Annotated in this window: 24 protein-coding genes; 8 read left to right on the top strand and 16 right to left on the bottom strand. The window is 62.4% G+C overall.

The annotated features are described in order from the left end of the window. Positions 1-76 precede the first annotated feature (76 nt). On the top strand, positions 77-547 hold the full coding sequence (locus ABE493_RS07170) for a hypothetical protein (RefSeq protein ID WP_346498253.1): 471 nt from the start codon (positions 77-79) through the stop codon (positions 545-547). Between the two features lie 53 nt (positions 548-600). After that, positions 601-1,596: an acyltransferase family protein gene (locus tag ABE493_RS07165; protein WP_346498300.1), complete on the top strand. Its 996-nt coding sequence runs from the start codon at positions 601-603 to the stop codon at positions 1,594-1,596. A gap of 90 nt (positions 1,597-1,686) precedes the next feature. Here ABE493_RS07165 and ABE493_RS07160 read toward each other — a convergent pair whose 3' ends face one another. The 14 genes from ABE493_RS07160 to ABE493_RS07095 all read right to left on the bottom strand — a co-directional run bounded on the left by ABE493_RS07160 (position 1,687) and on the right by ABE493_RS07095 (position 16,820). Beyond that, positions 1,687-3,594 carry a hypothetical protein gene (locus tag ABE493_RS07160; protein ID WP_346498252.1) on the bottom strand — a complete coding sequence of 636 codons (1,908 nt, stop codon included), beginning with the start codon at positions 3,592-3,594 and terminating at the stop codon, positions 1,687-1,689. After that, positions 3,591-4,724, bottom strand: coding sequence for a dTDP-4-amino-4,6-dideoxygalactose transaminase (gene rffA / locus ABE493_RS07155; RefSeq protein WP_346498251.1), 1,134 nt, complete (start codon positions 4,722-4,724; stop codon positions 3,591-3,593). Before rffA ends, ABE493_RS07160 begins: the two co-directional genes overlap by 4 nt. Further along, positions 4,721-5,377 carry a class I SAM-dependent methyltransferase gene (locus ABE493_RS07150; RefSeq protein WP_346498250.1) on the bottom strand — a complete coding sequence of 219 codons (657 nt, stop codon included), beginning with the start codon at positions 5,375-5,377 and terminating at the stop codon, positions 4,721-4,723. Before ABE493_RS07150 ends, rffA begins: the two co-directional genes overlap by 4 nt. Before the next feature lie 3 nt (positions 5,378-5,380). Then, the gene (locus ABE493_RS07145; RefSeq protein ID WP_346498249.1) at positions 5,381-5,746 is read right to left on the bottom strand and encodes an EamA family transporter; all 366 of its coding nucleotides are present in this window, start codon (positions 5,744-5,746) and stop codon (positions 5,381-5,383) included. 4 nt (positions 5,747-5,750) lie between these two features. Next, positions 5,751-6,974, bottom strand: a complete 1,224-nt coding sequence (locus tag ABE493_RS07140; RefSeq protein WP_346498248.1) for an acyl-CoA reductase — start codon at positions 6,972-6,974, stop codon at positions 5,751-5,753. After that, positions 6,971-8,077, bottom strand: coding sequence for an acyl-protein synthetase (locus ABE493_RS07135; protein ID WP_346498247.1), 1,107 nt, complete (start codon positions 8,075-8,077; stop codon positions 6,971-6,973). The genes ABE493_RS07140 and ABE493_RS07135 overlap by 4 nt, the downstream gene beginning before the upstream one ends. Then, positions 8,074-9,474 (bottom strand): AMP-binding protein, encoded by a 1,401-nt coding sequence (locus ABE493_RS07130; RefSeq protein WP_346498246.1) that lies wholly within the window; start codon positions 9,472-9,474, stop codon positions 8,074-8,076. The genes ABE493_RS07135 and ABE493_RS07130 overlap by 4 nt, the downstream gene beginning before the upstream one ends. Continuing rightward, positions 9,475-10,218 (bottom strand): SDR family NAD(P)-dependent oxidoreductase, encoded by a 744-nt coding sequence (locus ABE493_RS07125; RefSeq protein ID WP_346498245.1) that lies wholly within the window; start codon positions 10,216-10,218, stop codon positions 9,475-9,477. It lies immediately after the preceding gene. Between the two features lie 2 nt (positions 10,219-10,220). After that, complete coding sequence (locus tag ABE493_RS07120; protein WP_346498244.1) at positions 10,221-10,469, bottom strand: acyl carrier protein; 249 nt, start codon at positions 10,467-10,469, stop codon at positions 10,221-10,223. Continuing rightward, positions 10,466-11,224, bottom strand: coding sequence for a hypothetical protein (locus ABE493_RS07115; protein ID WP_346498243.1), 759 nt, complete (start codon positions 11,222-11,224; stop codon positions 10,466-10,468). The genes ABE493_RS07120 and ABE493_RS07115 overlap by 4 nt, the downstream gene beginning before the upstream one ends. After that, positions 11,221-12,192: a glycosyltransferase family 2 protein gene (locus tag ABE493_RS07110; protein WP_346498242.1), complete on the bottom strand. Its 972-nt coding sequence runs from the start codon at positions 12,190-12,192 to the stop codon at positions 11,221-11,223. Before ABE493_RS07110 ends, ABE493_RS07115 begins: the two co-directional genes overlap by 4 nt. A gap of 234 nt (positions 12,193-12,426) precedes the next feature. Continuing rightward, complete coding sequence (locus ABE493_RS07105) at positions 12,427-14,937, bottom strand: LTA synthase family protein (RefSeq protein WP_346498241.1); 2,511 nt, start codon at positions 14,935-14,937, stop codon at positions 12,427-12,429. A 198-nt stretch (positions 14,938-15,135) separates the two neighbouring features. Then, the gene (locus ABE493_RS07100) at positions 15,136-16,074 is read right to left on the bottom strand and encodes an electron transfer flavoprotein subunit alpha/FixB family protein (RefSeq protein WP_346498240.1); all 939 of its coding nucleotides are present in this window, start codon (positions 16,072-16,074) and stop codon (positions 15,136-15,138) included. After that, positions 16,074-16,820, bottom strand: a complete 747-nt coding sequence (locus tag ABE493_RS07095; protein WP_346498239.1) for an electron transfer flavoprotein subunit beta/FixA family protein — start codon at positions 16,818-16,820, stop codon at positions 16,074-16,076. Before ABE493_RS07095 ends, ABE493_RS07100 begins: the two co-directional genes overlap by 1 nt. 245 nt (positions 16,821-17,065) lie before the next feature. Between ABE493_RS07095 and rfbB the strand changes: the two genes are divergently transcribed. From rfbB to rfbD, 4 genes are read left to right on the top strand one after another with little or no spacing between them, the layout of a single operon-like run. Then, positions 17,066-18,121, top strand: a complete 1,056-nt coding sequence (gene rfbB / locus ABE493_RS07090) for a dTDP-glucose 4,6-dehydratase (protein WP_346498238.1) — start codon at positions 17,066-17,068, stop codon at positions 18,119-18,121. A 51-nt stretch (positions 18,122-18,172) separates the two neighbouring features. Further along, positions 18,173-19,060 carry a glucose-1-phosphate thymidylyltransferase RfbA gene (gene rfbA / locus ABE493_RS07085; protein WP_346498237.1) on the top strand — a complete coding sequence of 296 codons (888 nt, stop codon included), beginning with the start codon at positions 18,173-18,175 and terminating at the stop codon, positions 19,058-19,060. Continuing rightward, positions 19,057-19,614 (top strand): dTDP-4-dehydrorhamnose 3,5-epimerase, encoded by a 558-nt coding sequence (rfbC, locus tag ABE493_RS07080; RefSeq protein WP_346498236.1) that lies wholly within the window; start codon positions 19,057-19,059, stop codon positions 19,612-19,614. The genes rfbA and rfbC overlap by 4 nt, the downstream gene beginning before the upstream one ends. After that, complete coding sequence (gene rfbD, locus ABE493_RS07075; RefSeq protein WP_346498235.1) at positions 19,611-20,510, top strand: dTDP-4-dehydrorhamnose reductase; 900 nt, start codon at positions 19,611-19,613, stop codon at positions 20,508-20,510. The genes rfbC and rfbD overlap by 4 nt, the downstream gene beginning before the upstream one ends. 99 nt (positions 20,511-20,609) lie before the next feature. On the opposite strand, the gene ABE493_RS07070 is transcribed toward rfbD, so the two are convergent. Further along, positions 20,610-22,013: a mannose-1-phosphate guanylyltransferase/mannose-6-phosphate isomerase gene (locus tag ABE493_RS07070; protein WP_346498234.1), complete on the bottom strand. Its 1,404-nt coding sequence runs from the start codon at positions 22,011-22,013 to the stop codon at positions 20,610-20,612. An 8-nt stretch (positions 22,014-22,021) separates the two neighbouring features. Beyond that, complete coding sequence (locus tag ABE493_RS07065) at positions 22,022-23,368, bottom strand: phosphomannomutase (RefSeq protein ID WP_346498233.1); 1,347 nt, start codon at positions 23,366-23,368, stop codon at positions 22,022-22,024. 175 nt (positions 23,369-23,543) lie between these two features. On the opposite strand from ABE493_RS07065, the gene ABE493_RS07060 reads away from it, so the two are divergent. Both ABE493_RS07060 and ABE493_RS07055 read left to right on the top strand, forming a co-directional pair. After that, a complete protein-coding gene (locus ABE493_RS07060; RefSeq protein ID WP_057627308.1) occupies positions 23,544-24,278 on the top strand; it encodes a CoA transferase subunit A in 735 nt (244 codons plus the stop codon). Position 24,279: 1 nt separating this feature from the next. After that, the gene (locus tag ABE493_RS07055) at positions 24,280-24,912 is read left to right on the top strand and encodes a CoA transferase subunit B (RefSeq protein ID WP_346498232.1); all 633 of its coding nucleotides are present in this window, start codon (positions 24,280-24,282) and stop codon (positions 24,910-24,912) included. Positions 24,913-24,928 lie beyond the last annotated feature (16 nt).

Genomic DNA, 24,928 nt, shown 5'->3' with positions numbered 1-24,928 from the left:
GGCTTTACGCTGCTGTTCGCATGCGTAAGAATGCGGCGTCTTCGCCTCTATTGCCGGCGAACTCTAGGGATATTTCATGTGGACTCAATCGCGTGCGCTGTTGGTTTGTGCATTGGTGCTGACATTGGTTGGCTGTTGTGATGAAGCCGGACGGCGCCGGGCTGGCGCCGTCGGAACCGCCCCCGAGCTGCCTGGCATGCAGGCGGCGGTAACGGAAGCATCCGTTGTCGGAATGAGCCTGGTCCACGCAAGTGTCGAAGGTATGGTGGTTGAACCGAAGATACTCAAGCTTGATTGCAACGGTGCGGCCGGATCATCCGCCGAAGTGCAGGTTGTCTGGAGATCAGAGGTCGCTGGTGCGTCTTTCGTGAAGATCACGGTGGGAAGTCTGACTCAGACACCAAAGCTCTGGGTGGAAGGGGGCGCAGCGGGCACCGAAGTGACTGGACCGTGGATCAATGATGGTTCCGAACTGACACTGAGTGATGGCAGCGGTCGCATTCTGGCCACCATCCGCGCTGAGGCTACGGCCTGCTCGTCGCCCTGATCGCGGCTGTTCCAGTACAACCTTTCCATGCTCATCGGAGCTGTAATTTGAAAATGCCTGTCTTTGGATTCGGTGCGAGCCGTTTCGTGCTTGCGTCGTTGGTGGCGGCCTCGCACTTGTGGTCCAACATGCCGCATGGCTATGCGGCTTATGCGGTGTGGGCGTTCTTCGTACTCAGTGGCTTCCTCATGACCTTGGTGCTGACGACCAAGTATGGCTTTGATGGAGCCGGTCTGAAGGCCTACGCGTTCAATCGCTTCATGCGCATTTTCCCGCTTTACTGGCTGGCTGCGATCATAGGCTTGCTCACCCTGTGGTACTACGGCAGCGTAGGTATCGATCTTCGGCCCATTAACGGCGAGTTTCACATGCCGCGCGGCCTGCAAGACTGGGCCTACGTGGTTACCCTGTTCCCGGGCATCAACCGCGGCGGTCTTCCGGTGCCGGTCGCAAATGCGCTGGCCATCGAGGTAGGTTTTTACCTGCTTATGCCGATGATGGCGACTTCCCGTGGCGCGGCTGCGCTCGGTGTAGTTATAGGCGCGTTGATCAACCTCAAGCTGGGTATTCAGCAGGACAGTTTCGGTGAGCGCTATGCAACGTTCTTGCCCTGCCTCTTGCCATTCGCCGTCGGTGCGCTGATCTGCCAGTACCGTGAGGTTCTGCAGCGCATCCGCATGCCGTTCATCAGTTGTGCGGCGTGGCTTCTGCACGGCGCGGTATGGTTTTTCGTGCCAAGTTGGCCTTGGGACTGGGGGCTGTACGCTTCCATGCTGTTGTCGGCCTGGATGGTGATATCGCTGCACCAACAGCGCGGCGGCAAGCTGGACAAGATGCTTGGTGACCTGAGCTATCCGGTGTACCTAGTCCACACCACGGTGGCCGCTTGGTTCGTCTGCGCCTGTGGCTTCACCAGACCATTTACCACGTTCTTTCTGCCCGCATTCGCAGTCACTGTTGCGTTGTCCTGGCTGATCGTCGTGCTGGTCGATCGCCCGCTTTCACGCCTGAAGCGGAAGCCGCCCGCACACGTGGCGGAAGCTCGCTAGAGACACTGTTCAAAAGTACAAATAGAGGCGGAAAGAAAATGCCGGCGCGGATTTCGCGCCGGCATTTTTTCTTCGTTCGCAGGAACCGGTTCAGCGGGCTGGCGCAACAACTTCGCAGGGCGGCAGGTCTATCTGCTGCTGGCTCAGGACGCCTTGACTGTCGGAGCGGACCAGCGACAACAGTGAGTGGTTCGGCAGCGAGTGTTCCACTGTAAGTGTCGTTTCCTGCGGCGTTGTGCTGGCCAGCAGGGTACGCTGTGCTCCCACCGAATCCACCCACAGCTGAGCGCCGGAGGGTGCCAGATCTCGGGTATCCAAATGGATGCGAACCGGCTGTGCGGCATCGTTGCCGCAACTGCCAGCTACCGGATCAGCTGCCAGGGTGGCTGTCGCCGATGCCAGCATGATGCGTTGGTCAAAACGCTGCTCTTGGGTACTTCCGGGCCAGAAGCCGGGCACAGTTGCCAAGGATGGGTATAGGCGATTGCGGATCTGGAACCGGCTGGAAAAGATGTTCAACTGCTTGTCCACTAGCAGCGAGATCAACTTCACCCGCTCTTCCTCGGGATAGCCGCACACGGTCATGATGTCGGTGCAGGCGGTCGGCGGGCTGCGCGGGTCCGTGGCCAGCCGTTGCATGGCCAGTGCCGTGTTTTGCCAGTACGGTATCAGGTAGTGCGGCAGTTTCCAGTTGTAGACCGATGCGTGCCACTGGACGCCCAGCAGGCCGGAGATCAGCAACAAGATGGCGCTGCGTTCGAGCACGCAGGCCTTGGTCGAGGCAGGCGGTGTCGACCGGGTGAGCCGGTAATGGAACATAACCGCGATGGCCACCAGGTTGATCTGGTAGGACATTACGTAACGAGGCTGGTGCAGGTAGTTCCAGTCAAATGCAGGTACCCTGCTCAGGATAATGCCGGCGGTCAGGGCATACGCTACCAGCATCAGGAACGTGGCCATGGCCAACGTACGGTCATATGCGCGGGCACGCCACGCGCCGATTACCGTCACCCAGAAAAAAACCTGGAGAGCAATCACCGCGGCAGCGCACACCAGCGCTGCAGTGCCGGTGTTGTCGGGGAAACGCGAGGTAAGCAGCTGCAGATGCACCAAGCTGTCGGAGAAAGGTATCAGTAGCCCGCTGAAGGCTTCTGTGGTGAGCAGGGATTCGGCCAGCCCACGGCTTGGTAGGAGTACGGCCGCCCCAGTGCCCGCATGCTGGGCGACCCACCAGAGGAAAATGCGGGCAAGGACCAGACCTGTCACGCCGGCGGCGAGAGTGCTGAGCTTGCTGCGTCGGGATGAGGTCAGCAGCGGTACGCAGGCAAGTGCGGCCGCAATCACCAGCACCAGGGCTATCTCGTCGGTGCAGAGACCCAGCAGCAGAGTCGCCACCAGTACCAGCACAGGTCTGGCCTTCTGCAACAACTGGCCCATCACAAGCGAGAAGTACAATGTGCCCAGTAGTAGCGGAATGTACCCGAGTGTCGCCAGCGGCCACGTGAATATGTTGGAGCTGTTGAGCGACAAGCCAAGCGCAAACACCAGCCCGACGCATATCCATGAGAACGCGTTCCGCAGGGGATCAGCTTGAGGCTGGCGCATCATCTCGCGGGAAATGGCCCAGCACCAGGCGATGCCGATGGCAACACCGATTAAGCCCTCGACGCGGAAATCCAGATCGAAATATTTCGTGTGGAACAGGAGCACCAGCTTCTGCAGCGGCTGCGCGTGATCTCCTGCGCCGCGCTGCATGAACAGGTCTAAGAAGGTCAGAGAGCCCTCTAGATAGCGCGGCAGGAACGTCTCGAGGAAGTACCATGCGTCCGATTGCACGAGCGGCGTTGCAACGGCGTCGCTGTACAGCAGGGCATTTGCTGAGGCAGCGATCACTAGCAATATGCCGAAGGCACGCAGAATCAAGGCCATCGGCGCTGTCTTTGGAAAAGGCAGTGCCGATTCCTGGCGCGAGGCATGTGTCTTCGATAGTTCATTCATGCGTACTGCCTCAGTGCCGCGTCGGCCGCCTCCATCACTGCATCCAGCTGCGGCTCAACACCGATCCACAGGGGCATGCGCACCAGCCGAACGCTGATATCGTCGGTGACGTGCATGGTCGAGCCTGTACGTCCCCGGGAGATGCCGGCCGGGGAGGAATGCAGCGGGATGTAGTGGAATACAGACTGCACGCCGCTTGCCTTCAGGTCCTGGATGAAATGCGTCCGCGCCTCCAGCGACGGCAGCAGCATGTAATACATGTGTGCATTGTGGCTGCAGTGGGCCGGTATGGTCGGCCGTACCAGGCGGCCCGCAGCCTCATGCGGGGCTGCCCAGGCGTGGTAACGCTCCCAGATCGCCAGGCGACGAGCGGTGATGTCCTCGGCCGCATCCATCTGCGCGGCCAGGAAGGCGGCAGTGATCTCGCCGGGGAGGAACGAGGAGCCCACATCCACCCAGGTGTACTTGTCGACCTGGCCTCGGAAGAAGCGGCTGCGATTTGTACCCTTTTCGCGAATGATCTCGGCACGTTCAGCATGGGTGTGGTCGCGGCACAACAACGCGCCGCCTTCGCCGGAAATGATGTTCTTGGTTTCGTGGAAGCTCAGAGCGCCGAGATCGCCGATGGTGCCCAGCGGCCTGCCCTTGTAGGTGGACATGATGCCCTGCGCGGCATCCTCGACTACCGCCAGGTCATGGCGCGCGGCAATGGCCAGGATTTCGTCCATTTCGCAGGACACACCTGCGTAGTGCACCACGCAGATGGCCTTGGTCCGCGGGGTGATGGCCGCTTCGATCAGTGTCTCATCGATATTCAGCGTGTCCGCGCGGATGTCCACGAACACTGGCACCGCGCCACGCAGGACGAAGGCATTGGAGGTCGAGACAAACGTGTAGGACGGCATGATCACTTCGTCGCCGTCCTCAAGGTCCAGCAGCAGGGCTGCCATTTCCAGGGCGGCGGTGCACGAGTGGGTCAGCAGCGAAGCGCTGGCGCCGGTGCGCGCGTTCAGCCACGTATGGCATTGCTTGGTGAAGGGACCATCGCCGCTGAGGTGCCCATTGGCATGCGCATGGGTGATGTTGACCAGTTCCTGGCCAGTCATGAATGGCTTGTTGAAAGGAATCACTGCTGCTCCTGATCGTGGCTGGCGTCGGCCTGGCGCACGCATTCCATGATGTAGTGTGTATAGGGGACGAAAAGCATATCGCTTCTGACCTGGCCTTTGACCACCCCGAACTGTGACTCGGCGAGGGCATGGTAGGCGGACGGCGTGCGGATGCTCTGGCCACGATCGCGGGCGATCAGGCCGTGGGCGATGACCGACTGGCCATCGACGTAGGCGCCGTCGAGCGAGATGAAACGGCCGCCCGGCTTGAGGGCGGCATGTGCGGTGCGCATCAGCGCCCGCGCGTGTGAATCGTCAAGGTGGTGCAGTATGCCGATGGCCAGCACGAGGTCCGCCTTCTGCTGCCCTTGACCCACCTTGTAGTCGGTCACGTCCATGCATTCGAAGCGCGCGCGGTCACCAAAGCGCTTCCGTGCTGCGTCGATATAGTCTTGGGACAGATCGAACCCGACGTAGCGCAGGCCCGCGGGCAGCTGACTGAAAAGTTCGCCCGTACCGCAGCCGATATCGAGGACATGATCACCCTGGCGGGGGCGAATATGGTCGCGGATCAGCCGTGCACGGGAGCGACGGGCTCCAAGTAGGTTCTGCAGCAGGTCGTAGACCGCCGGGTGTGAAAGCACTGCGTGCAACCCATCGGTCTTCTGCGACATGGTTCAGGCTCCGGAGCGAGACAGGACAATGACGCCGAGGATGATCAAGGCGGTGCCGGCGATCTTATGCCAGTCGAAGGACTCGCGGAAGAGCAATACCGCAAGGGTTGCCACCAATGGGAAACTCAATGCAGTGAACGGGTAAGCCTTGCTAAGCGGCATCCGGCCGATGGCCGCCATCCAGCACAGCGAAGCGCCGAATGCCGCCGCGAAGGCGCTGATCACCCAGGGATTGAGCAGCAGGGTGATGATCGCACGTGGGTTGAGGCCATCGATGGTCGCGCCGGGATTGAGGTTGACCTGCCATTTCAGCATGAGCTGGCCATATACGGTAAGCAGGATGGTCAAGGCAATGAAAACGTAGCTCATCGGATCAGGTCGCTGGCAGGGTGATTTTGCGGGTAAGGACATCCAGCAGGTCGGTGCCGTCCCAGACCGGGTGGAAGTCCAGGGCGCGGCCGAACGGCACAACTCGATCGATGGCGCGATTGCGTAGGCGGCAAAGAAAGTCGCGCAGAGCTGAAGCCGTGAAGCCGTGCTGTACCAGCGTCTGGTCGCGGTCATCGAGTTGTGCTGCCAGCGCATCAAGTCCGAGCAGGTCGATTTCGACTACCAGACCGTGGCCGGACTGGATCTCGCGGATCCCGCCGTCAGCGCGCGCCGCTTCGAGGCGCAGCGGATATAGGCCGATGGCATCGGCTGAGTGCACGCCATGCTCTGTCGCAGCCAGTAGGTTGGCGTCGGTCACCCGCGCCATCAGCGCAGCCGGCTCGTCTTCCAGCGCAGCGGCCTGCATGCGCACCGCTGGCCAGAAGCATGCCTTGGCTGCCGCGATTGTGGGCTCATCGCCGACCCAGTACAGGGTGCGCGGTGACGAGCAGGCCTGCTGGCCGAACCAGAGTACGTCGTTGCAGAAGCGCCGCGCCAGTTCCTGCAGATCGGCATCGCTGCCGTCGGTGAGGGCAGCTGCACGCATCACGGCTATGCCGAAGCGGTCCGGAAAGGCGAGTTCGACGGCCAGCGGGGAGATCGGCAGCGAGCGGATCTTGGCGACGGTGGCGTCACCGCCCCAGATGATGCGCGCGTGGCAGTGACGGGAGATCGCCGTGGTGATCGAATCGTCGTGCGGGTAGGTCAGCAGTACTGCACGCTCCAGTACCAGCGGGTGCAGGTCCTCGCGCTGCATGTCATGAAGGATCGAAACCAGCGCATCGCGCTGGGTGCTCTGCTTCTGCGACAGGCGTGCCACGTTGGTGTTGCCCGATAGCACCGACATCAGCCAGGCGTACGCGAAAAGTACGTCCACATTGGCCGGTGCCAGATGGAAGATCAGGCCGCGGGCTAGGTCCAGTTCGGCCGGGTGCGTCCCGATGCGTTGCGACAGCTGGTTGACCGCAGCGCCTCGGAACCAGTGGCCCAGGGTGGCCAGCTCGGGGTGCTGGCGCAGCTGCGGCAGTGCGAATACACGTCGGGAGAAATCGGCGACGAACTCGCGCAGCGGCGCGCTGAACGGCAGCAGCGGCGGTAGTGCTGATAGGCGTTCCAGTTCGGCGTCCAGCGCGGCGTCCGGGTGGATTGAGAAGAGCAGTCTGGTCATGCGTTGGGTACCGTGCGGGTATCGCTGCAGCCGCGGATTTCCACGTTCTTGATACGGCCAAGCACCGCGAAGTGCTTGCCGGGGCGGCCGCAGGCGCAGTCGTCCTCGCCGTGGATAACTCCGAGATCTTCGGTCAGCAGGCTATGGCCGGGATAGCTTTCGGGCAGGAGGCTCAGCACCTGGATCGCACCGGTGGTACCGTGCGGTACCGGGCGCAGGTCCTGGAGGTCACGCACGATCACGTCTGCATAGGCCGGTGCATGCAGGTGGCCCTGCTCGCATTCGAAGAAGATCGAGCCGACCTGTTCGACCATGCCGTAATAGTTGTGCACACGCTCGATGCCGAAAGTCTGCGACAGCGCGGCCTTGTAGGCGGCATTGCCGACTTTCTGCTCGTCCATCTTCTTCCAGCCGCCTCCATGCACCAGCATGCTGCCGGCCGGGAAGCGGATCTGCTTGCCGTCGCGGCGTGCAGCCTGCACAAATGACTGCCAGACGATGAAGGTGAAGCCGAACAGCAATACTGGTTCATCAGGCTGGGCGTGCAGCCATTGCTCTAGTGCGGCCCAGTCCGGCTGCAGATCTTCGTCCAGCAGGTACAGATGGTCGCGGCCGAAGTTGGAGAAGCCGAGGATACCTGCGGCGCGTGCGTTGAAGCGACTGCGGTCGCGCAGGAAACTGGAGTCGTCGACCACCAGCATGCGCAGGCGCTTGGCGCCTGCGAAATGGGAGAAGATGCGAGTCAGGGCACGGGCCTGTGCGCGTGCGGTGTCGGCGTCGAGGAAAATGCGCGAAACCGCAGCACCGGTGGTGCCACTGGACACCAGCGTGCGCGAAACCTTGTCATCCTCGATGCTCTTGAGGTCCATCAGCTTGAACATGCGCACCGGCAGCCACGGTACTTGCTCAAGGCTGCTTGCGTCGCCGGCATGCCACAAGCCGTCAAGGATGCGCGCGTAAGGGACACACTGCGCGCGGTGGTGGCCGGTCAGGCGATTGAGCCCGTCCAGCAACCAAATGCGTTTTTGGGCGCGGTCCAGGCCGAAGACATCGACATCCAGGGCGGCGGCCGCATCGGCAGCCGGTGCAGCAGGCAGGGTCACCTTGCAACTCCTTGTCCGGCCATCTGCCGGAGACTCTGGTAATCCACCTTGCCGCTGGCCATCAGGGGCAGCGCATCGAGGTGGAGGGAACGGACGTGACCACCGAACAGTTTGTAGCGTTCCTGCACAAGCTGGCGCACCTGCGCCTGTTCGGCAACCTGAGTGCCGTGGCTGAAGGCCACCAGGTCGTCATCGCCTCCTGAGCAGACGATCTGCTGGCTCAGTGCCGACGACAGCATGGCCTCGACTTCGTCGAGATTGACCCGGTTGCCGGAAATTTTCAGAAAGCGCTTGGCGCGGCCGGTGATGTAATGAAAGCCGTCTTCGTCGACGCGGGCGAGGTCGCCGGTGCGTAATGCGCCCTGCAGCTCGTCACCCTTGGCCAGATCAGTGCGCGTGCTGGCATAGCCCATCATTACGTTGGCGCCGTAATAGATCAGCTCGCCGGTCGTAGCGTCGACCTGCATGCGGCCCCCGGGGACCGGCACGCCGATACTGCCGACCTTGTCGATAATGCGTGCGGACGGAACGTAGCTGATCCGCGGCGATGCCTCGGTCTGGCCATACATGACGAAGAACTCCAGGCGATGGGCTTGGCTGGATTCAGCGAAATAGGCCACCAGTTCATCGCGCAGGCGGCCGCCTGCCTGGGTCAGCATGCGAAGGCTAGGCAGCTGCATTCGGGCCAGACCCATGCGTCGAAGGATCTCGAAGGTGGCCGGAACACCGGACAACGAGGTGATGCCATGGCGCCGTGCGCTGTCCCAGAATTCCCGAGTCATCAGGCTGTCCTCGCTCAGCACCACCGATCCACCCACGGCCAGGTGGCTGTTGAGAATGGACATGCCGAACGAGTAGGCCAGCGGCAGCGTGGTGATCGCGCGATCATCGGCATGCAGGCCCAGGTACTCGACGATGGCGCTGGCATTGGCATTCAGACCAGAGGATGACAGACGAACCAATTTGGAGGAGCCGGTGCTCCCGGAGGTGCTGAGCAGTAGTGCCAAGTCCGGGTGTGGCACGTCGGGTGCTGCGGCCGCCTCACGCACGTGCAGGGACAGCGCTGCGCCCTGATGCACGGTTCGGTAGCCTGCGGCCGCCTTGCCCGGGCTGGCGACCCAGTCAGGCTGGTAGTGCACCACTAACGCGGCAAGTAGCTGGGGGTCTGTGTCCGGCTGCAGTAGCAGGGGAACCTGGCGCCCGCTGCGTAGTGCGCCCAGATAAAGGGCAACGGCATCGACATGGCTGGGCATGCACAGCAGGCCCATGCCGCGCCCGTCTGGAAGACGCGCGGCGTGCTGGTCGGCGAGGTTGGCCAACGCGGTGTAGTCCAGCGATTTATCGCCATCGATCAGGGCGATGCGCGCGTCATGTTGTTCCAGGTTCCAGAACGACATTCAGACCACCATTTGTCCGTCGATGCCGATCACCTGTCCGGTGACATAGGTGGAGGCATCGCTGAGCAGGAAGGCCACCAGTGCGGCGACTTCCTCGGGGGTGCCGGCGCGGCCCATCGCAATCGATGCAACGCGCTTGGCATGCGCGGCTTCGGGCATGCTACGGGTCATGTCGGTATCTATGAAGCCTGGCGAGACAGCATTGACGCGGATGCCGCGTGGGGCTAATTCCTTGGAGGCCGAGCGAGTGGCGCCGAGCAGTGCCGCCTTGCTGGCTGCATATAGGCTGAGCCCAGCGGCACCATTGACGCCCATGATCGACACAAGGTTAACGATGCTGCCTGTGCCGTTGCGGGCCATCAGCCGTGAGGCGTACTGCATCGCCATCAGCGGCACTTTGACGTTGACGGCCAGCACGTGGTCGATGTCCTCGCTTCGAATCATTCCCAGCAAGCCCTCGTGCAGCACGCCGGCGTTGTTGACCAGTCCATCCAACCGGCCGAAGTGGGTGAAGATCTGCTTGAACAGGCCGGCAATGGCCTCGGCATCGGTTAAGTCCATGGCTACGCACAGTGCCGGCGGCGCGCCGAGTGCCTGTATCTGCGCACCCAGGTCGGCCAAGGCCTGTCCGTCGCGGGCCACCAGCACCAACTGTGAGTGCTGAGTAGCCTGCTGCAGGGCAATCGCGCGGCCTATGCCGCGCGATGCGCCGGTGACCAGGATGACTGGCGCAACGTCGGTCATGATCAGACGGCCGCGCCGTGCTTGCGCAGGATTTCGCGGGCCTTGCCCACCGAGCTCATGTCGATGACTTCGTCCATGTCGATCATCACGCCGAATGCCTCTTCCAGCGCGGCCACCACTGACATGTGGGCGATCGAGTCCCACTGCGGGATGGTTGCGTAGCGCAGCTCATCACTCACGTTGTCGGCCGGGATACCCAGTACGCGGGCGAACACGGCAACGACTTGGTCTTCGGTAACGGTGTCATTCATAGAAATTTCCTGAACCCAAACAGGGTGCTGTTGAAATGGAAGCCGAGGCGGGCATAGAGGTTGAGGATGCCCGTATTGGCAGCGGAAACGAGGGTCGTGCACTGCGGAACGCCGCGCGCGGCGAGCGATTCCAGTGCGGTGATCCACAGTGGCAGGGCGAGCATCGCATAGGGGCCGGTGGCACCGGTCAGGAGCAGCTCGCAGTTGCCGTTGTCGGCAGCCACGCGTTCAGCATGGAAGCCGATGGTGCGCCCGCGTGATTCGGCGACATGGGCCAACCCGCTGCTGACCAGGTCTTCGATCCAGTTGGCAGTGCGCAACGCTGCGCGCTGCGGGTCGATGGCGGGGTCTTCCAGGAAGCGGCCATGGATGAAATCGGTCACGGCAATGCGCCGCAGTTCGGGCACGTCCGCGCCGGTCGCAAGGCGCAGCGTCGGCAGCATGCCGCGCGGTACCGGCGGGAGGTTAGCAAACCCGCTGCGCGAGACGGTTAAGGAGGTTTCCACGAAGGTATAGCCCTGCAGCAGCAGGGCCGACTTGGCCGCCGTCTGGGTCGCGTCGATGCGGCCGAACAGGTAGTGCACAGCATGCGCGGTACACCATTGCTCCAGCTCGGAAAGCAGCGAGGCCGCCTGCTCGGCGGTGGAGATCTCCAAGGATGTCACCTCGGCGGTGACGAAGCCAAGTGCGCGCTCATCCCACGGCGTCAGGCGTGCGGCAATACGGCCCTGACTGTTGTCGATGACTACGTTCACCGCGCTTCCTCTGCGTCGTTCACCGCATCGGCGACGATGTAATACGGACGCTTCTGTACGTTGCGGAACACTTGACCAACATACAGTCCAACCACGCCGAGGCAGAACATCACCAGGCCACCGATCAGCCAGACCGAGCCGATGATCGAGGTGTAGCCAGCCACCTCGATGTCCCCGTCCCACCAGCGCAGCAGGCTCATGGCCACCAGCACGAACGCGACCAGGGAGCAGGCGATGCCGGTACCGGCAACCATGCGCAGGGGTTTTTCGGAGTAGCCCAAGGCGATGTTCATCGACAGCTTGAGCAGCTTTCGTAGGGTGTAGGAGGTCTCGCCGACGGCGCGGGCCTGATGCTGCACCGGCAATTTGCCGGTGCGGAAGCCGGCCCACTTGACCATCAACGGAAATGAGCGGTCACGTTCGGGCATCTGGCACACGGCCTGGATGACCTTGCGGTGGTAGATGCCGAAGTTGGCCGTGCTTGGGTCCTGGGGAACACCGGTCAACCAACCCAGCACATTGAAGAAGGCCCAGGAAGACAGGCGCTTGAGCGGAGTGTCCTGACGTTCCTGGCGCTGGGCAAACACCACATCCAGTTGTTCGGCATTGGCCTTGCGATACAACGTCGGAATTTCGCCCGGTACGTCCTGCAGGTCGCAGTCCATGACTACGGTCCATTTGCCACGTGCGTGTTCGATGCCGGCGGAAATGGCTGAATGTTGGCCGAAGTTGCGCGACAAACGCAGGCCGCGCAGCCAGGGACGGCTGCGGGCAAGTTCCGCGATCCGGGCCCAGGCCCCGTCGGGGCTGGCGTCGTCGATCAATATCATCTCGAAGCTGATGCCCATCGTCTTAATAGCAGCTTCCACTTGGTCCACGAGGTCTTCCAGGCACCCCTGGCAACCATAGACCGGTGCCACCACTGAAATCTCAAAGCTGGAATCCCCGCGGCTGGGGGAGGAAGGCATCGCGTCTGTCATGGCGTAGCGGAATCCTTAGGCGCCCTGCCTCGGCACGTAAATGTCACCATCTCGGCAGGCAGCGGGGCGCACGGGGCGTGTACCTGCATCCGCCCGCGCGATGATTAGTGGCGGCAGCCAGCGATTATAGCTTTACAGGCTGTCTCGCACCGATCGGGTGTCATCTCTCCCTGAATGGACCCAGATCCCTGCGTTCGGTTTCTGCGAAGCTCTATCCGTGACTTACTCAAGCTGGATTGTGCCCAGCTCTATGGCGGCGTGCCCCGGACAGGCGATCGAGACCGACAGAGGGCCTGGCTGGGCGTGCAGTGCAGGCTCGCTGAAGCCGGAGGTCACGAGTAGATCACTATAGGCGGTAGCCCCAGTCGTGGTGCCGATACGTACTTGTGGGTGGCCTTGCAGCTGTTTCATGGTGATCCACAACCCACTACTACCGTCAGGCTGGAGGTTGAAGCCCTGTGCTGTCGTGCCAGTGCGCGGACCCCACTGGTCAACCGTGAAGCTGCAATCCTCTACTGCGACGGAGGTAGCCGATTTCAGCTCAGTCGAAACGTCGAGAATACCTACATACACCGGCGGCTGGCCGGGACAGCTGAGACTGACCGGCATGGGGCCAGTGAGGTTGGAGACGGCACTGGTGACGAAGGCGGCCGTAACAAGGTGCTCGCCCACGTTGGTTTCGCCGACGATGTCGCCGATCCTCACTTCGGGCGCGCCCCGCAGATGCTTCATCGCAAACCACATGGCGCTGGAGCCGTCGGGTTGAAGATTGAACCCCTGTCGCGGCATAGCCTGGTGCGGGCCCCACCGATCGACCTCGAATTCGCAGGCCGCATGGCTTGCTTCAACAATCATTGGATGTAGGCGCGGGGCGCGGAATGCCGCGGCGTGCTGCGCGCGCAGATAGTGGCCATCACCGAAGACGATATCTTGGCGAAGTGTGCGTAGTTGGTCGAACTGCTTCCAGGCGGCATTGCATGTCGGGGTGCGCGGCGCGCTGTCGTGCCCGGCGCAGTCAGTCCAGCTTCCATCGTTGCTAGCAAGCAGGTGCCCGCGGAATGGGCGCAGCGTCATCGGGCCGCGTTGGGCAGACTGCGGGAGGAGAGCGCCGTTGCCTAGCAACTGGCCGATCAGGCCAGGTAGCTCGTACATTGGCAGATCGGTGCCTGTGCGAAGCGCGCCACGGTTGCCGTCGAGGATCAGCAGAGGAGTACGGCTGATACCGACTTTGCGCCGGGTCGCTGGGCTGTCGAACACCGCCTTGTCACGGCCGTTCACCGCGGTGTAGGGGTCTGGATCGACATCGAGTGACGGTGAATGGTCGCCGAAGGCAATGATCAGAGCCTCCGGGTCGCGCATCAGGATGTCCTCTGTCCAGTCCATGAAGGCCTTGGTGGTATAGGCCACCGCATTTGCGTAGGCGTGAAGCACCGGAACATCGGCAGGGCTGATTGTCACCAGGTCGGGACGGCGCTCGGAATTGCGCACGAAGCCCCAGTGTGACGACAGTGAAACGAGATAGTTGAATAGGGGGGCATCGGACCGGTTTTCATCCAGATACTGCAGGTTCTGACGGAAGAACGAGCTATCGGCCAGCAGCCCACCTTCCAAGTCATCCAGCTCGAAAGCGCCGATCGGTCGATATATATCGAAGCCAGCGTTGTCATAGGCGCGTATCCGGTTCCAGTTCTCGGCTTGATGCGCGTGGCTGGCTATCGTGCGGTAACCTGAGCGCGCCAGCACTGCGGGAATACAGGGTGAGGGATTGCGCATCAGGTTCACGAAGGCCACCGAGTTGCGTGGGGCGGGCAGGCCGCACAATACTTCGAACTCGGCGTTGGCGGTGGCGCCGCCCATTTCTGGTGACAGTACGTAGGGGCGACCAGCACTTTCCCACAACGCCAAGAAGCGTGGGTCCAACGGACTTCGTGAGCTCTGGTAGCGGTCCAAGAGCGTGATATCCCAGACGCTCTCTAGCAGGACGACATGTACGTTGCGTGGTTTGCTGATACTGCCCGGCCGCCATGCCTGCAGTGTCAGCGCATCGATCTCGGCAGCCGTAGGAACGTTGCCGGTGTCCTCGTGCATCATTCGCCAGTCTTCGAGCAGGTAGATCAACGGACCGCGCACCCGCAGCAAACTGATCTGGTCCTCACGGCCTGGAATCCGCACGACCTCGCCATCGGGCATTTTCAGTTCTTCGATTCCCACCGGGAGCAGGTTTTCTGAGATCGAACGTAGCTGGCCGGACGCTGAGGACAGTAGGAAGACGAAGACTGTAGTCGTGGCCAGCGCCAGCAGGCTGTGCCAGCTCAGTCGAAGACTCCCCAGCGGCAACAGCACAGCTACGGAAATCAGCGCTGTCGCCAGCAGTAAGGGACGACCTGACAAGGTGGCCAGCAGGATGGGCAGCGCCTGTACATCCGCGATGGAAAGCGGGACGTGTAGCATCGCAACCTTGGCTGCGCTGCCGACCAGCAGCAGGCTGGCCAACCCTGTTGTCAGTGCGGCGCCCCACCAGCGGTTACGTAGGCCAGGGCCCATTAACCATAGCGCGCAGCCTAGCAACAGCCCGGTAACGACAATCGCCCCGACGCCATACGTAAACCCAAAGCTGATCCGCGCCACTACGGCCATAATGCTGCAGGCCATCAGGCTGATCGGCAGGTACTTCCACGACGCCGCCAAATCCGTAATGAACGAGCGGGCAGTCGGTCCAATTCCTAGCTTCATCAAATATAAAAATCGTGAGAAAACGCCCGCATTCTGGCCCCACGAAGCCGCTTAAAGACACCTCAAGGGTGTAACGCTATGTATCAAATCTTGTCTGGCCACCTCTTTAAGGTGGCCATGGCAAGGTGCCCGGCGGGAGTGTCAGTCCGGCCGGGGGCTGCGCCGGTTGCTGCATGGCTTTGCAGGTATCGGCTTGGATTACCCTAGTGCGATTTCCAGCTCCGGCAGCAAGGTGAACAGGTCACCGACCAAACCAATATCCGCAATCTCGAAGATCGGCGCATCGCCGTCCTTGTTGATGGCGACGATGGTGCCGGCATCCTTGATGCCGGTCAGGTGCTGGATGGCACCGGAGATGCCCACGGCGATGTACAGCTCCGGGGCGATGATCTTGCCGGTCTGGCCGACCTGCATGTCGCTGGGCACATAGCCGGCGTCCACCGCGGCGCGCGAGGCACCGACGCCGGCGCCGAGCTTGTCAGCCAGCTGGTAGATCACCTTGAAGTTCTCTTCCGAGCCGACGCCGCGGCCGCCGGAGACCACGCGCTTGGCGCTCTGCAGGTCCGGACGGTCGCTCTTGCCGGCGGCCAGGCCGATGAAACGGGTGTGGCCGGGCAGGGCGGCGTCGATGGCCAGGGCCTCAACCGGTGCGCTGTTGCCCTTGGCCGCTTCCGCCCAGGAGGCGGCACGCACAGTGGCCACCACAACCTGATCGGCGGGAGCTTCCACGGTGATGATGGCGTTGCCGGCGTAGATCGGGCGCTTGAAGGTGTGGCTGCCTTCGACGGACATCAGGTCCGAGACCTGGTTGACGCCCAGCAGTGCGGCCACGGCCGGCATCAGATCCTTGCCGGTGGTGGTCGAGGGGCCGAAGACGTGGCTGTAGCCAGCGGCGGCCTTGGCGATCTGCGGGGCCTGTACCTGTGCCAGCGCATGTTCGTTGGCCGGGTTGGCGACGGTCAGCACCCTGCTGACGCCAGCAATCTGTGCGGCTTCAGCGGCAATGGCAGCCGGGTCGGCGGCCAGCACCAGCACGTCGATATCGCCGCCCACGGCGGTCGCGGCCGAAACGGTCTTGGCGACGGCGCTGTTGAGCTTGCCGTCCAGGTGTTCGGCGATGACGAGAATCTTGGCCATTACAGCAACCCCTTCTGCTTGAGTGCGGCCACCAGTTCGGCGGCATCCTTCACCATCACGCCCTTGCTGCGCTTGGCAGGTGCGGCGTAGTGGGTGGTCTTGAACGTGTCGGCGGCTTCAACATCCAGGTCGGCCAGCTGCAGGGTCTCCAGCGGCTTGGCCTTGGCCTTCATGATGTCCGGTAGCTTGATGAAGCGCGGCTCGTTCAGGCGCAGGTCGGTGGTGATGACGGCGGGGAGGTCGACTTCCAGCGTTTCCAGGCCGGCGTCGACTTCACGGGTGACCGTGGCCTTGCCGTCAGCGATCTCAACCTTGGAGGCAAACGTGGCCTGCGGACGCGCCCACAGCGTGGCCAGCATCTGGCCGGTCTGGTTGGCGTCGTCGTCGATGGCCTGCTTGCCGAGGATGACCAGGTCCGGCTGTTCCTTTTCGACCAGCTTGAGCAGGGTGCGGGCGGCGGTCAGCGGCTGGATGGCCTGGTCGGTGACCACGTGGATGGCACGGTTGGCACCCATGGCCAGGCCGTTGCGCAGGTGCGCCTGGGCGTCGGCCGGGGCGATGGTGGCCACCACCACTTCCGTGGCGATGCCCTTGTCGCGCAGGCGCAGGGCTTCTTCTAGGGCGATTTCATCGAACGGGTTCGGCGAAAGCTTGACGCCATCGGTGACCACGCCGGAACCATCCGGCTTGACTTGAATGCGGACGTTGTAGTCCACCACGCGCTTGTACGCGACGAGGATTTTCATGTGCTGCGGGGTCCTTCGGTTGCTGATGGGGTCCGGCGCGGGCCGGGGGACAAATTTTCTCGATTCTAGCCGGGTTGATAGGCCCGTGCGAACGCGTATGGTGTGCGGTCCGCCAGGTCAAATGTCCGGACAAATTGCAGCTTCAGGGCCGCCGTTGTCAATGGTGCAGGTCTAATAACGGCTGGCGTTATATCCTTGGCGGTATTGTTCGCTGCCCCGGCAGCCGTAAATCGGAGAATCAACGCGTGACCACATGGCTTGTGACCGGCGGCGCCGGCTTTATCGGCGGCAATTTTGTATTGGAAGCTGTGGCAAAGGGCATCCGGATCATCAATCTGGATGCACTGACCTATGCCGGCAACCTGAAAACGCTGGATAGCCTTGAAGGCAACCCGAACCACCTGTTCGTTCACGGCGATATTGGTGACCGTGAGCTGGTAGCGCGTCTGCTGGCCGAGCACCGCCCCGACGCGGTGCTGAATTTTGCCGCCGAGAGCCATGTGGACCGCTCGATCGATGGCCCCGGCGCCTTCATCCAGACCAATGTGGTTGGGACGCTTGGTCTGTTGGAGGCCGTGCGCGACTACTGGAAGGCGCTGCCGGCCGATAAGGCGGGCGCATTCCGCTTCCTGCATGTGTCCACCGACGAGGTCTACGGCACGCTGGGAGAAACCGGAAAGTTCACCGAAACCACGCCTTACGCCCCGAACTCGCCGTACTCGGCGTCCAAGGCGGCGTCCGATCATCTGGTGCGTGCGTTCCATCACACCTATGGACTGCCGGTGTTGACCACCAATTGCTCGAACAACTACGGCCCGTATCATTTCCCTGAGAAGCTCATTCCGCTGGTGATCGCTAAGGCCCTGGCCGGCGAACCTCTGCCGGTGTACGGCGATGGCAAGCAGGTGCGCGACTGGCTGTTCGTGGCCGACCACTGCGAAGCGATCCGCACCGTACTGGCCAAAGGCAAGGTGGGCGAGACCTACAACGTCGGTGGCAACTCCGAGAAGCAGAACATCGAGGTGGTGGAGGCGATCTGTGCATTGCTGGATGCACGCCGTCCGCGTGCGGATGGCAAGCCACGCAGTGAGCAGATCACCTATGTCACCGATCGTCCCGGTCACGACCGCCGCTACGCCATCGATGCGTCCAAGCTCAAGAACGAACTGGGCTGGGAACCGAAGCACAGCTTCGAGCAGGGCATCGGCTTCACGGTGGACTGGTATCTGGAAAACCAGCAATGGGTGAACGGCGTGCTGGATGGCAGCTATCGCCTGCAGCGCATCGGCACCGACGCCTGATATCGATGATCCAGTGTCCATGCTCCCCGGCGGACCAACTAGAGAACAACCATGACGCAACGTAAAGGCATCATTCTGGCCGGCGGCTCTGGCACGCGGCTGTATCCGATCACCAAGGGCGTCAGCAAACAATTGCTGCCGGTCTACGACAAGCCGATGATCTATTACCCGCTCAGCGTGCTGATGCTGGCGGGCATCCGTGAAGTGCTGATCATCAATACGCCGCATGAACAGGCTTTGTTCCAACAGCTGCTGGGTGATGGTTCGCAGTGGGGAATGGACATTCAGTACGCGGTACAGGCCAGCCCGGATGGCTTGGCGCAGGCGTATTTGATCGGCCGTGATTTCGTCGGCGGCAAGCCCAGCTGCTTGGTGCTCGGTGACAATATTTTCCACGGCACCGGCCTGCGCGAAGTACTCAAGCGCGCTGATGCGCGTGATGATGGAGCGACGGTGTTCGGCTACTGGGTCAATGACCCGGAACGTTATGGTGTGGCCGAGTTCGGCAAGGATGGCAAGGTTGTCGGGTTGGTTGAAAAGCCTGCTGAGCCGCGCTCCAACTACGCAGTGACCGGCCTGTATTTCTATGACGGCAATGCCAGCGATTACGCTGCTGCGTTGAAGCCGTCACCGCGCGGTGAGCTTGAGATCACAGACCTCAACCAACGTTACTTGGACGAAGGCAAGTTGCAGCTGGAGCCGTTGGGCCGTGGCTACGCCTGGTTGGATACCGGCACGCATCAATCCTTGCTGGAAGCCTCCAACTTCATTGAAACCATCCAGACCCGTCAGGGCCTGCAGGTTTGCTGCCCTGAAGAAATCGCTTACGGGCAGGGCTGGATCAGCGCAGAACAGCTCGAAGCATTGGCTGCACCCTTGTCCAAGAATGGCTATGGGCAGTACCTGCAGAAGTTGATTCAGCGGGGCATCGTTCCGTGAAAGTGATTGAAACGGGAATGCCTGGCTGCGCGGTCATCGAACCCGCAGTGTTTGGTGATGAGCGCGGCTTCTTCTTCGAAACCTGGAATGCCGAACGTTTCAAAGCGCTGGGCCTGCCCGACAAGTTCGTGCAGAGCAACGTTTCCGCTTCAAGCAGGGGCGTGCTGCGTGGCCTGCACTACCAGTGGCCGCGTCCGCAGGGCAAACTGGTCAGTGTGCTGGAAGGCGAGGTGTATGACGTGGCGGTGGATGTCCGTCGTGGCTCGCCGACGTTCGGCCGCTGGGAAGCTGTCATCCTGAGCGCAGAGAACAAGCGCCAGTTCTGGATACCCGAAGGCTTTGCGCACGGCTTTGCCGTGCTTTCGGAACGCGCGCTATTCAACTATTTGTGCACGGACGTCTATGTAAAAGAAGCGGATGCAGGCATTCGCTGGAACGATGCCGATATCGGCGTTGACTGGCCGATCCGCGCTCCGACCTTGTCGGCCAAGGACGAAGCAGCGCCTTTCCTGAAGGACATAGCCGAAGACCGCCTGCCGGTCTATGCGCCATGACCGTGCTGGTCTTTGGCGGCAACGGGCAGGTGGGCCGGGAGCTGCTGCGGGCACTGGCTCCACTGGGGCCCGTCATTGCCACCACGCGCAGCGGAAAGCTGGCGGATGGCAGTGCTTGCGAGGTGGCGGATTTCGATTCGCCTGAAGGCCTGCCGACCTTGCTGGATCGGCTGCAGCCTTCGATGGTCGTCAACGCTGCCGCCTACACCGCCGTCGACAAGGCCGAGCAGGAGCCCGAAGCGGCGTTCCGGGCCAATGCGCAGGCGCCGGGCGCGATCGCTCGATGGTGTGCGGCTCACAACGTGCCAATGGTGCATTACTCCACTGACTATGTATTCGATGGGCAGGGCACTGCGCCTTATGCTGAAGAGCATGCCATGGCACCGTTGGGCGTATACGGCAGCAGCAAGCGTGACGGCGAAGATGCGGTGCGTGCAGCTGGTGGCCGGCACCTGATCTTCCGTACCGCGTGGGTGTATGCCTCGCATGGCGGCAACTTCCTGCGCACGATGCTGCGGGTAGGCGCTGAGCGCGATGAATTGCGGGTGGTGGCCGACCAGCTGGGCACGCCGACGCCGGCAGCCTTGATCGCCGATGTGACTGCGCAGGCCTTGCAGCATCCGGGGCAGTTGTCCGGCACCTGGCATTTGACGGCATCGGGGCAAACCAGTTGGCATGGTTTTGCCGAGGCGATCTTCGCCGAGGCAGTCGCTGCAGGTGTGTTGGCGAAGGCACCGAACGTGCAGGCAATCTCAAGCGCGGAATACCCGACGCCGGCCAAGCGCCCGGCCTGGTCGGTGCTGGATAATCGCAAGCTGCAGCAGGATTTTGGCATCACCTTGCCGGCTTGGCGCGAGGGCCTGCGACACGTGATCGCTGAGATCGCAAAAGCCTGAGCTGCGCTCATGCGCATGGCGATGGATCATCATGCCGGCGCTGAGATGAAAAAACCCCGGGACTGCCCGGGGTTTTTTCTGCGCGGCTTGCTCTCTATCTCAGGCGCGGCCGTAGGTATCCTCGAAGCGCACGATATCGTCTTCACCCAGATAGCTGCCCGACTGCACTTCGATCAGCTCCAGCGGCAGCTTGCCCGGATTGCGCAGACGGTGGGTGACACCCAGCGGGATGTACGTGCTCTGGTTCTCGGCCAACAGCAGTACTTCATCGCCACGAGTGACTTCGGCCGTGCCGCTGACCACGATCCAGTGCTCGGCGCGGTGATGGTGCATCTGCAGGCTGAGGGTGCCGCCGGGTTTGACCGTGATGCGCTTCACCTGGAAGCGTTCACCGTGGTCAATGGAGTCATAGGCGCCCCAAGGGCGATAGACCTTACGGTGCCAGGTGGCTTCGCTGCGGCCATCGGCCTTCAAACGCGCGACGACGTCCTTCACTTCCTGCATGCGATCGGACTTGCCGACCAGTACCGCATCGTCGGTCTCGACCACGATCACGTCGTCCAGGCCCACCATCGCAATCAAGCGTTCGCCATACGCAAAGGTGTCATGGCAGTCGATGGCAATGACATCGCCGCGATGCGCGTTGCCGTTGGCATCCTGTTCGGAGACATCGCGCAGCGCGGTCCATGAACCGACATCACTCCAGCCAGCATCCAGCGGAACCACGGCAGCGTCGGCGGTTTTTTCCATCACCGCGTAATCGATGGAGTCCGATGGGCTGGCCTTGAATGCGTCCGCATCCAGGCGGATGAAGTCGCTTTCACGTCGTGCGTTCTCCCACGAAGCGCTGCAAGCGGCCAGGATCTGCGGCTGCAGGCGTTCCAGTTCCTGCAGGTAACGCGAGGCGCGGAACAGGAACATGCCGCTGTTCCAGTAATACTCACCGGATGCCACATAGGCCTGGGCGGTGGCCAGGTCGGGCTTTTCGACGAAACGCTCGATGGCCCGTGCACCGTCACCGGGCACAGCCTTGATGTAGCCGTAGCCGGTTTCCGGCGCGGTTGGCTGGATGCCGAAGGTAACCAGCTTGCCCTGTTCGGCGATATCCGCAGCTTCCAGGATGGCGCGGTGGAAATGCGCGGCATCACGGATCAAATGGTCTGAAGGGAGCACCAGCAGCAGCGGGTCGGCGCCGTCGCGGCAGGCCTCCAATGCAGCGGCAGCGATAGCCGGTGCGGTATTGCGGCCTACTGGCTCCAGCAGGATCGCCGACGGCGTGGTACCCACTTGCTGCAGCTGTTCGGCGGCAACGAACCGATGCGCCTCGTTCGCCACCACGATCGGCGCCTGCGTGGCGACGTCGGCCACCCGCAACCAGGTGGACTGCAGCATGCTGTGCTCGCTGGCCAACTGCAGGAACTGCTTTGGATAGGCCTCACGTGAGAGGGGCCACAAGCGTGTACCGGAACCACCGGAAAGAATGACGGGAAGAATATGGCTCATGAAGGTTCTCAGGCGGTGATCAAAGTAGAGATTTCAGCAGTACGCTCTGCCAGCAAGGCTGCGTCACCCCGGGTTTCAACGTTCAAGCGCAGCAACGGCTCGGTGTTGGAGCTGCGCAGGTTGAAACGCCAGCTGCCGAAGTCGGCGCTGATGCCATCGGTGTGATCCAGCGCGGGCGTCTGTGCTTCAAAGTGCGCCATCACGCGGGCAACGGCGGCCTTGGCGTCAGCAACCTTGAAGTTGATTTCGCCGCTGCACGGGAAGCGCGCCATGCGGTCTTCAACCAGTTCGGCCAGCGACAACCCGCCGCTGGACACCTGCGCGGCAATCAACAGCCATGGGATCATTCCCGAATCGGCATAGGCGAACTCGCGGAAGTAATGGTGCGCGCTCATCTCGCCGCCGTAGACGGCGTTTTCGGCGCGCATCTTCTCCTTGATGAAGGCGTGGCCGCTCTTGCACAGCACCGGCACGCCACCGGCCGATTCGACCATCTCGACCGTGTTCCAGGTCAGGCGCGGATCGTGGATGATCTTGCCGCCGGGGTTGCGCGCGAGGATGGCCTGGGCCAGCAGACCGACCAGGTAATAGCCTTCAATGAAGCGGCCGTTGTGGTCGAAGAAGAAGCAGCGGTCAAAGTCGCCATCCCAGGCGATGCCGAAGTCGGCACCATGCTCGCGCACGGCCTTGGCGGTGACGTCGCGGTTTTCCGGCAGCAGCGGGTTGGGGATGCCGTTGGGGAAGCTGCCATCGGGTTCGTGGCAGACACGTACGAACTCCAGCGGAAGATGCGGCGCCAGCAGATCGACAATGCTGCCTGCACCACCGTTGCCGGCGTTGACCACCAGCTTCAGCGGCTTGAGCTGGCTGGCGTCGATATAGCTGAGCAGGTGCTGGATGTAGGCGCTCTTGTCGTGCTGCTCGCTCTGGCCGGCGCGCGCGGGCTGTGGCTGCGAATCATCGGCGGCCACTGCATCGGAAATGGTGAACAGGCCGGTGTCCGAGCTGATCGGGCGCGCGTGCTCGCGCACCAGTTTCATGCCGTTGTAGTCCATCGGGTTGTGGCTGGCGGTGACCATCACGCCGCCGGCGGCCTGCAGATGGCCGGTCTGGAAGTAGACTTCTTCGGTGCCACACAGGCCGATATCGATGACCTCGCGGCCCTGTCCGCGCAGACCTGCAGCCAGCGCATCCTGCAGCGCAGGGCTGGTCAGGCGCACGTCATGGCCCAACACAACGGGGCCGGCGCCGAGCTCGGCGGCCAAGGCCTTGCCGATCTTGCGGGCCATGTCTTCATTGAGTTCTTCAGGCACGCGGCCGCGGATGTCGTAGGCCTTGAACGCGGGGAGGGGCATGCATGCATCCTGCTGGGTGAAAGATTGCCTAGTTTAGTCGGGTACGCGTTCGGAGGCTGTCTGCTGGCTGGATGGAGATTTCAGGGGGCCGGATGCGCTGGACGAAGGTCCAAGGGGGGCCATCACCACAGTATGGCTAGAATATGGTCATCTTCAGTACTGTGAGCGTGATGCGATGAGCGATCTCTCCTCTCCGGCCCGGCAACGCGGCAAGGTCTTTGCCAGCGCCGCCGATGCCCTGGCTGGCATCGTGGCCGACGGGCAAACCCTTGCCGTAGGTGGCTTTGGCCTGTGCGGCATCCCCGAGGCACTGATTGCCGCGCTGCGCGACAGCGGGGTCAAGGGCCTGACCGCAATCTCCAACAACGCCGGCGTAGATGGCTTCGGCCTGGGCCAGCTGCTGGAAACCCGCCAGATCAAGAAGATGATTTCGTCCTATGTGGGCGAAAACAAGGAATTCGAACGCCAGTACCTGGCCGGCGAGCTGGAGCTGGAATTCAACCCGCAGGGCACCCTGGCCGAGCGTCTGCGCGCCGGCGGTGCCGGTATTCCCGCGTTCTTCACCGCCACCGGTTACGGCACCATCGTTGCCGAAGGCAAGGAAACCCGCGAAATCGACGGCAAGCACTACGTGCTGGAAACCGCACTCAAGGCTGACGTGTCGCTGGTCAAGGCGTGGAAGGCCGACGAAGCTGGCAACCTGCTGTTCCGCAAGACCGCGCGCAACTTCAACCCGGCCTGCGCCATGGCCGGCAAGGTCTGCGTGGTGGAGGTGGAAGAAATCGTGCCGGTGGGCGCCATCGATCCGGACCAGGTGCACCTGCCGGGCATCTACGTCGATCGCATCGTATTGAACGCAACGCCGGAGAAGCGCATCGAACAGCGCACCGTGCGTCAGGAGGGGAACTGAGATGGCCTGGACCCGTGACGAAATGGCACAGCGCGCCGCGCGCGAGCTGACCGATGGTGCCTACGTGAATCTGGGCATTGGCCTGCCGACGCTGGTGGCCAATCACATTCCCGATGGTGTGGATGTATGGCTGCAGTCGGAGAACGGCCTGCTTGGTATCGGCCCGTTCCCGACCGAGGCCGAGGTGGATGCCGACCTGATCAATGCCGGCAAGCAGACTGTTACCGCACGTGCAGGTGCCAGCTACTTCGGCAGCCATGATTCGTTCGCGATGATTCGTGGCGGCCACATCAACTTGGCCATCCTCGGCGCCATGCAGGTGACCGACAAGGGTGACCTGGCCAACTGGATGGTGCCCGGCAAGATGGTCAAGGGCATGGGTGGCGCGATGGATCTGGTCGCCGGCGTGCAGCGCGTAGTTGTGCTGATGGAGCACACCGCCAAGAACGGCGAGCACAAGATCCTGCCGGACTGCACCTTGCCGCTGACCGGCGTGGGCGTGGTCGACCGCATCATCACCGATCTGGCGATCTTCGATGTCAGCGCCGATGGCCTGGTGCTGGTGGAAGCTGCGCCGGGTGTCAGTGATGACGAGTTGAAGGAAAAGACCGGGGGTGCGTTTCGGCGTGGCTGAGTGAGAGAGCGGGGCG

The sequence above is a fragment of the Stenotrophomonas terrae genome, assembly GCF_039674165.1.
GTDB classification, from domain to species: Bacteria; Pseudomonadota; Gammaproteobacteria; order Xanthomonadales; family Xanthomonadaceae; genus Stenotrophomonas; species Stenotrophomonas terrae_A.
The sequence above is the reverse complement of the archived record's forward strand: the minus strand, read 5'-3'. Positions and strand labels throughout refer to the sequence as shown.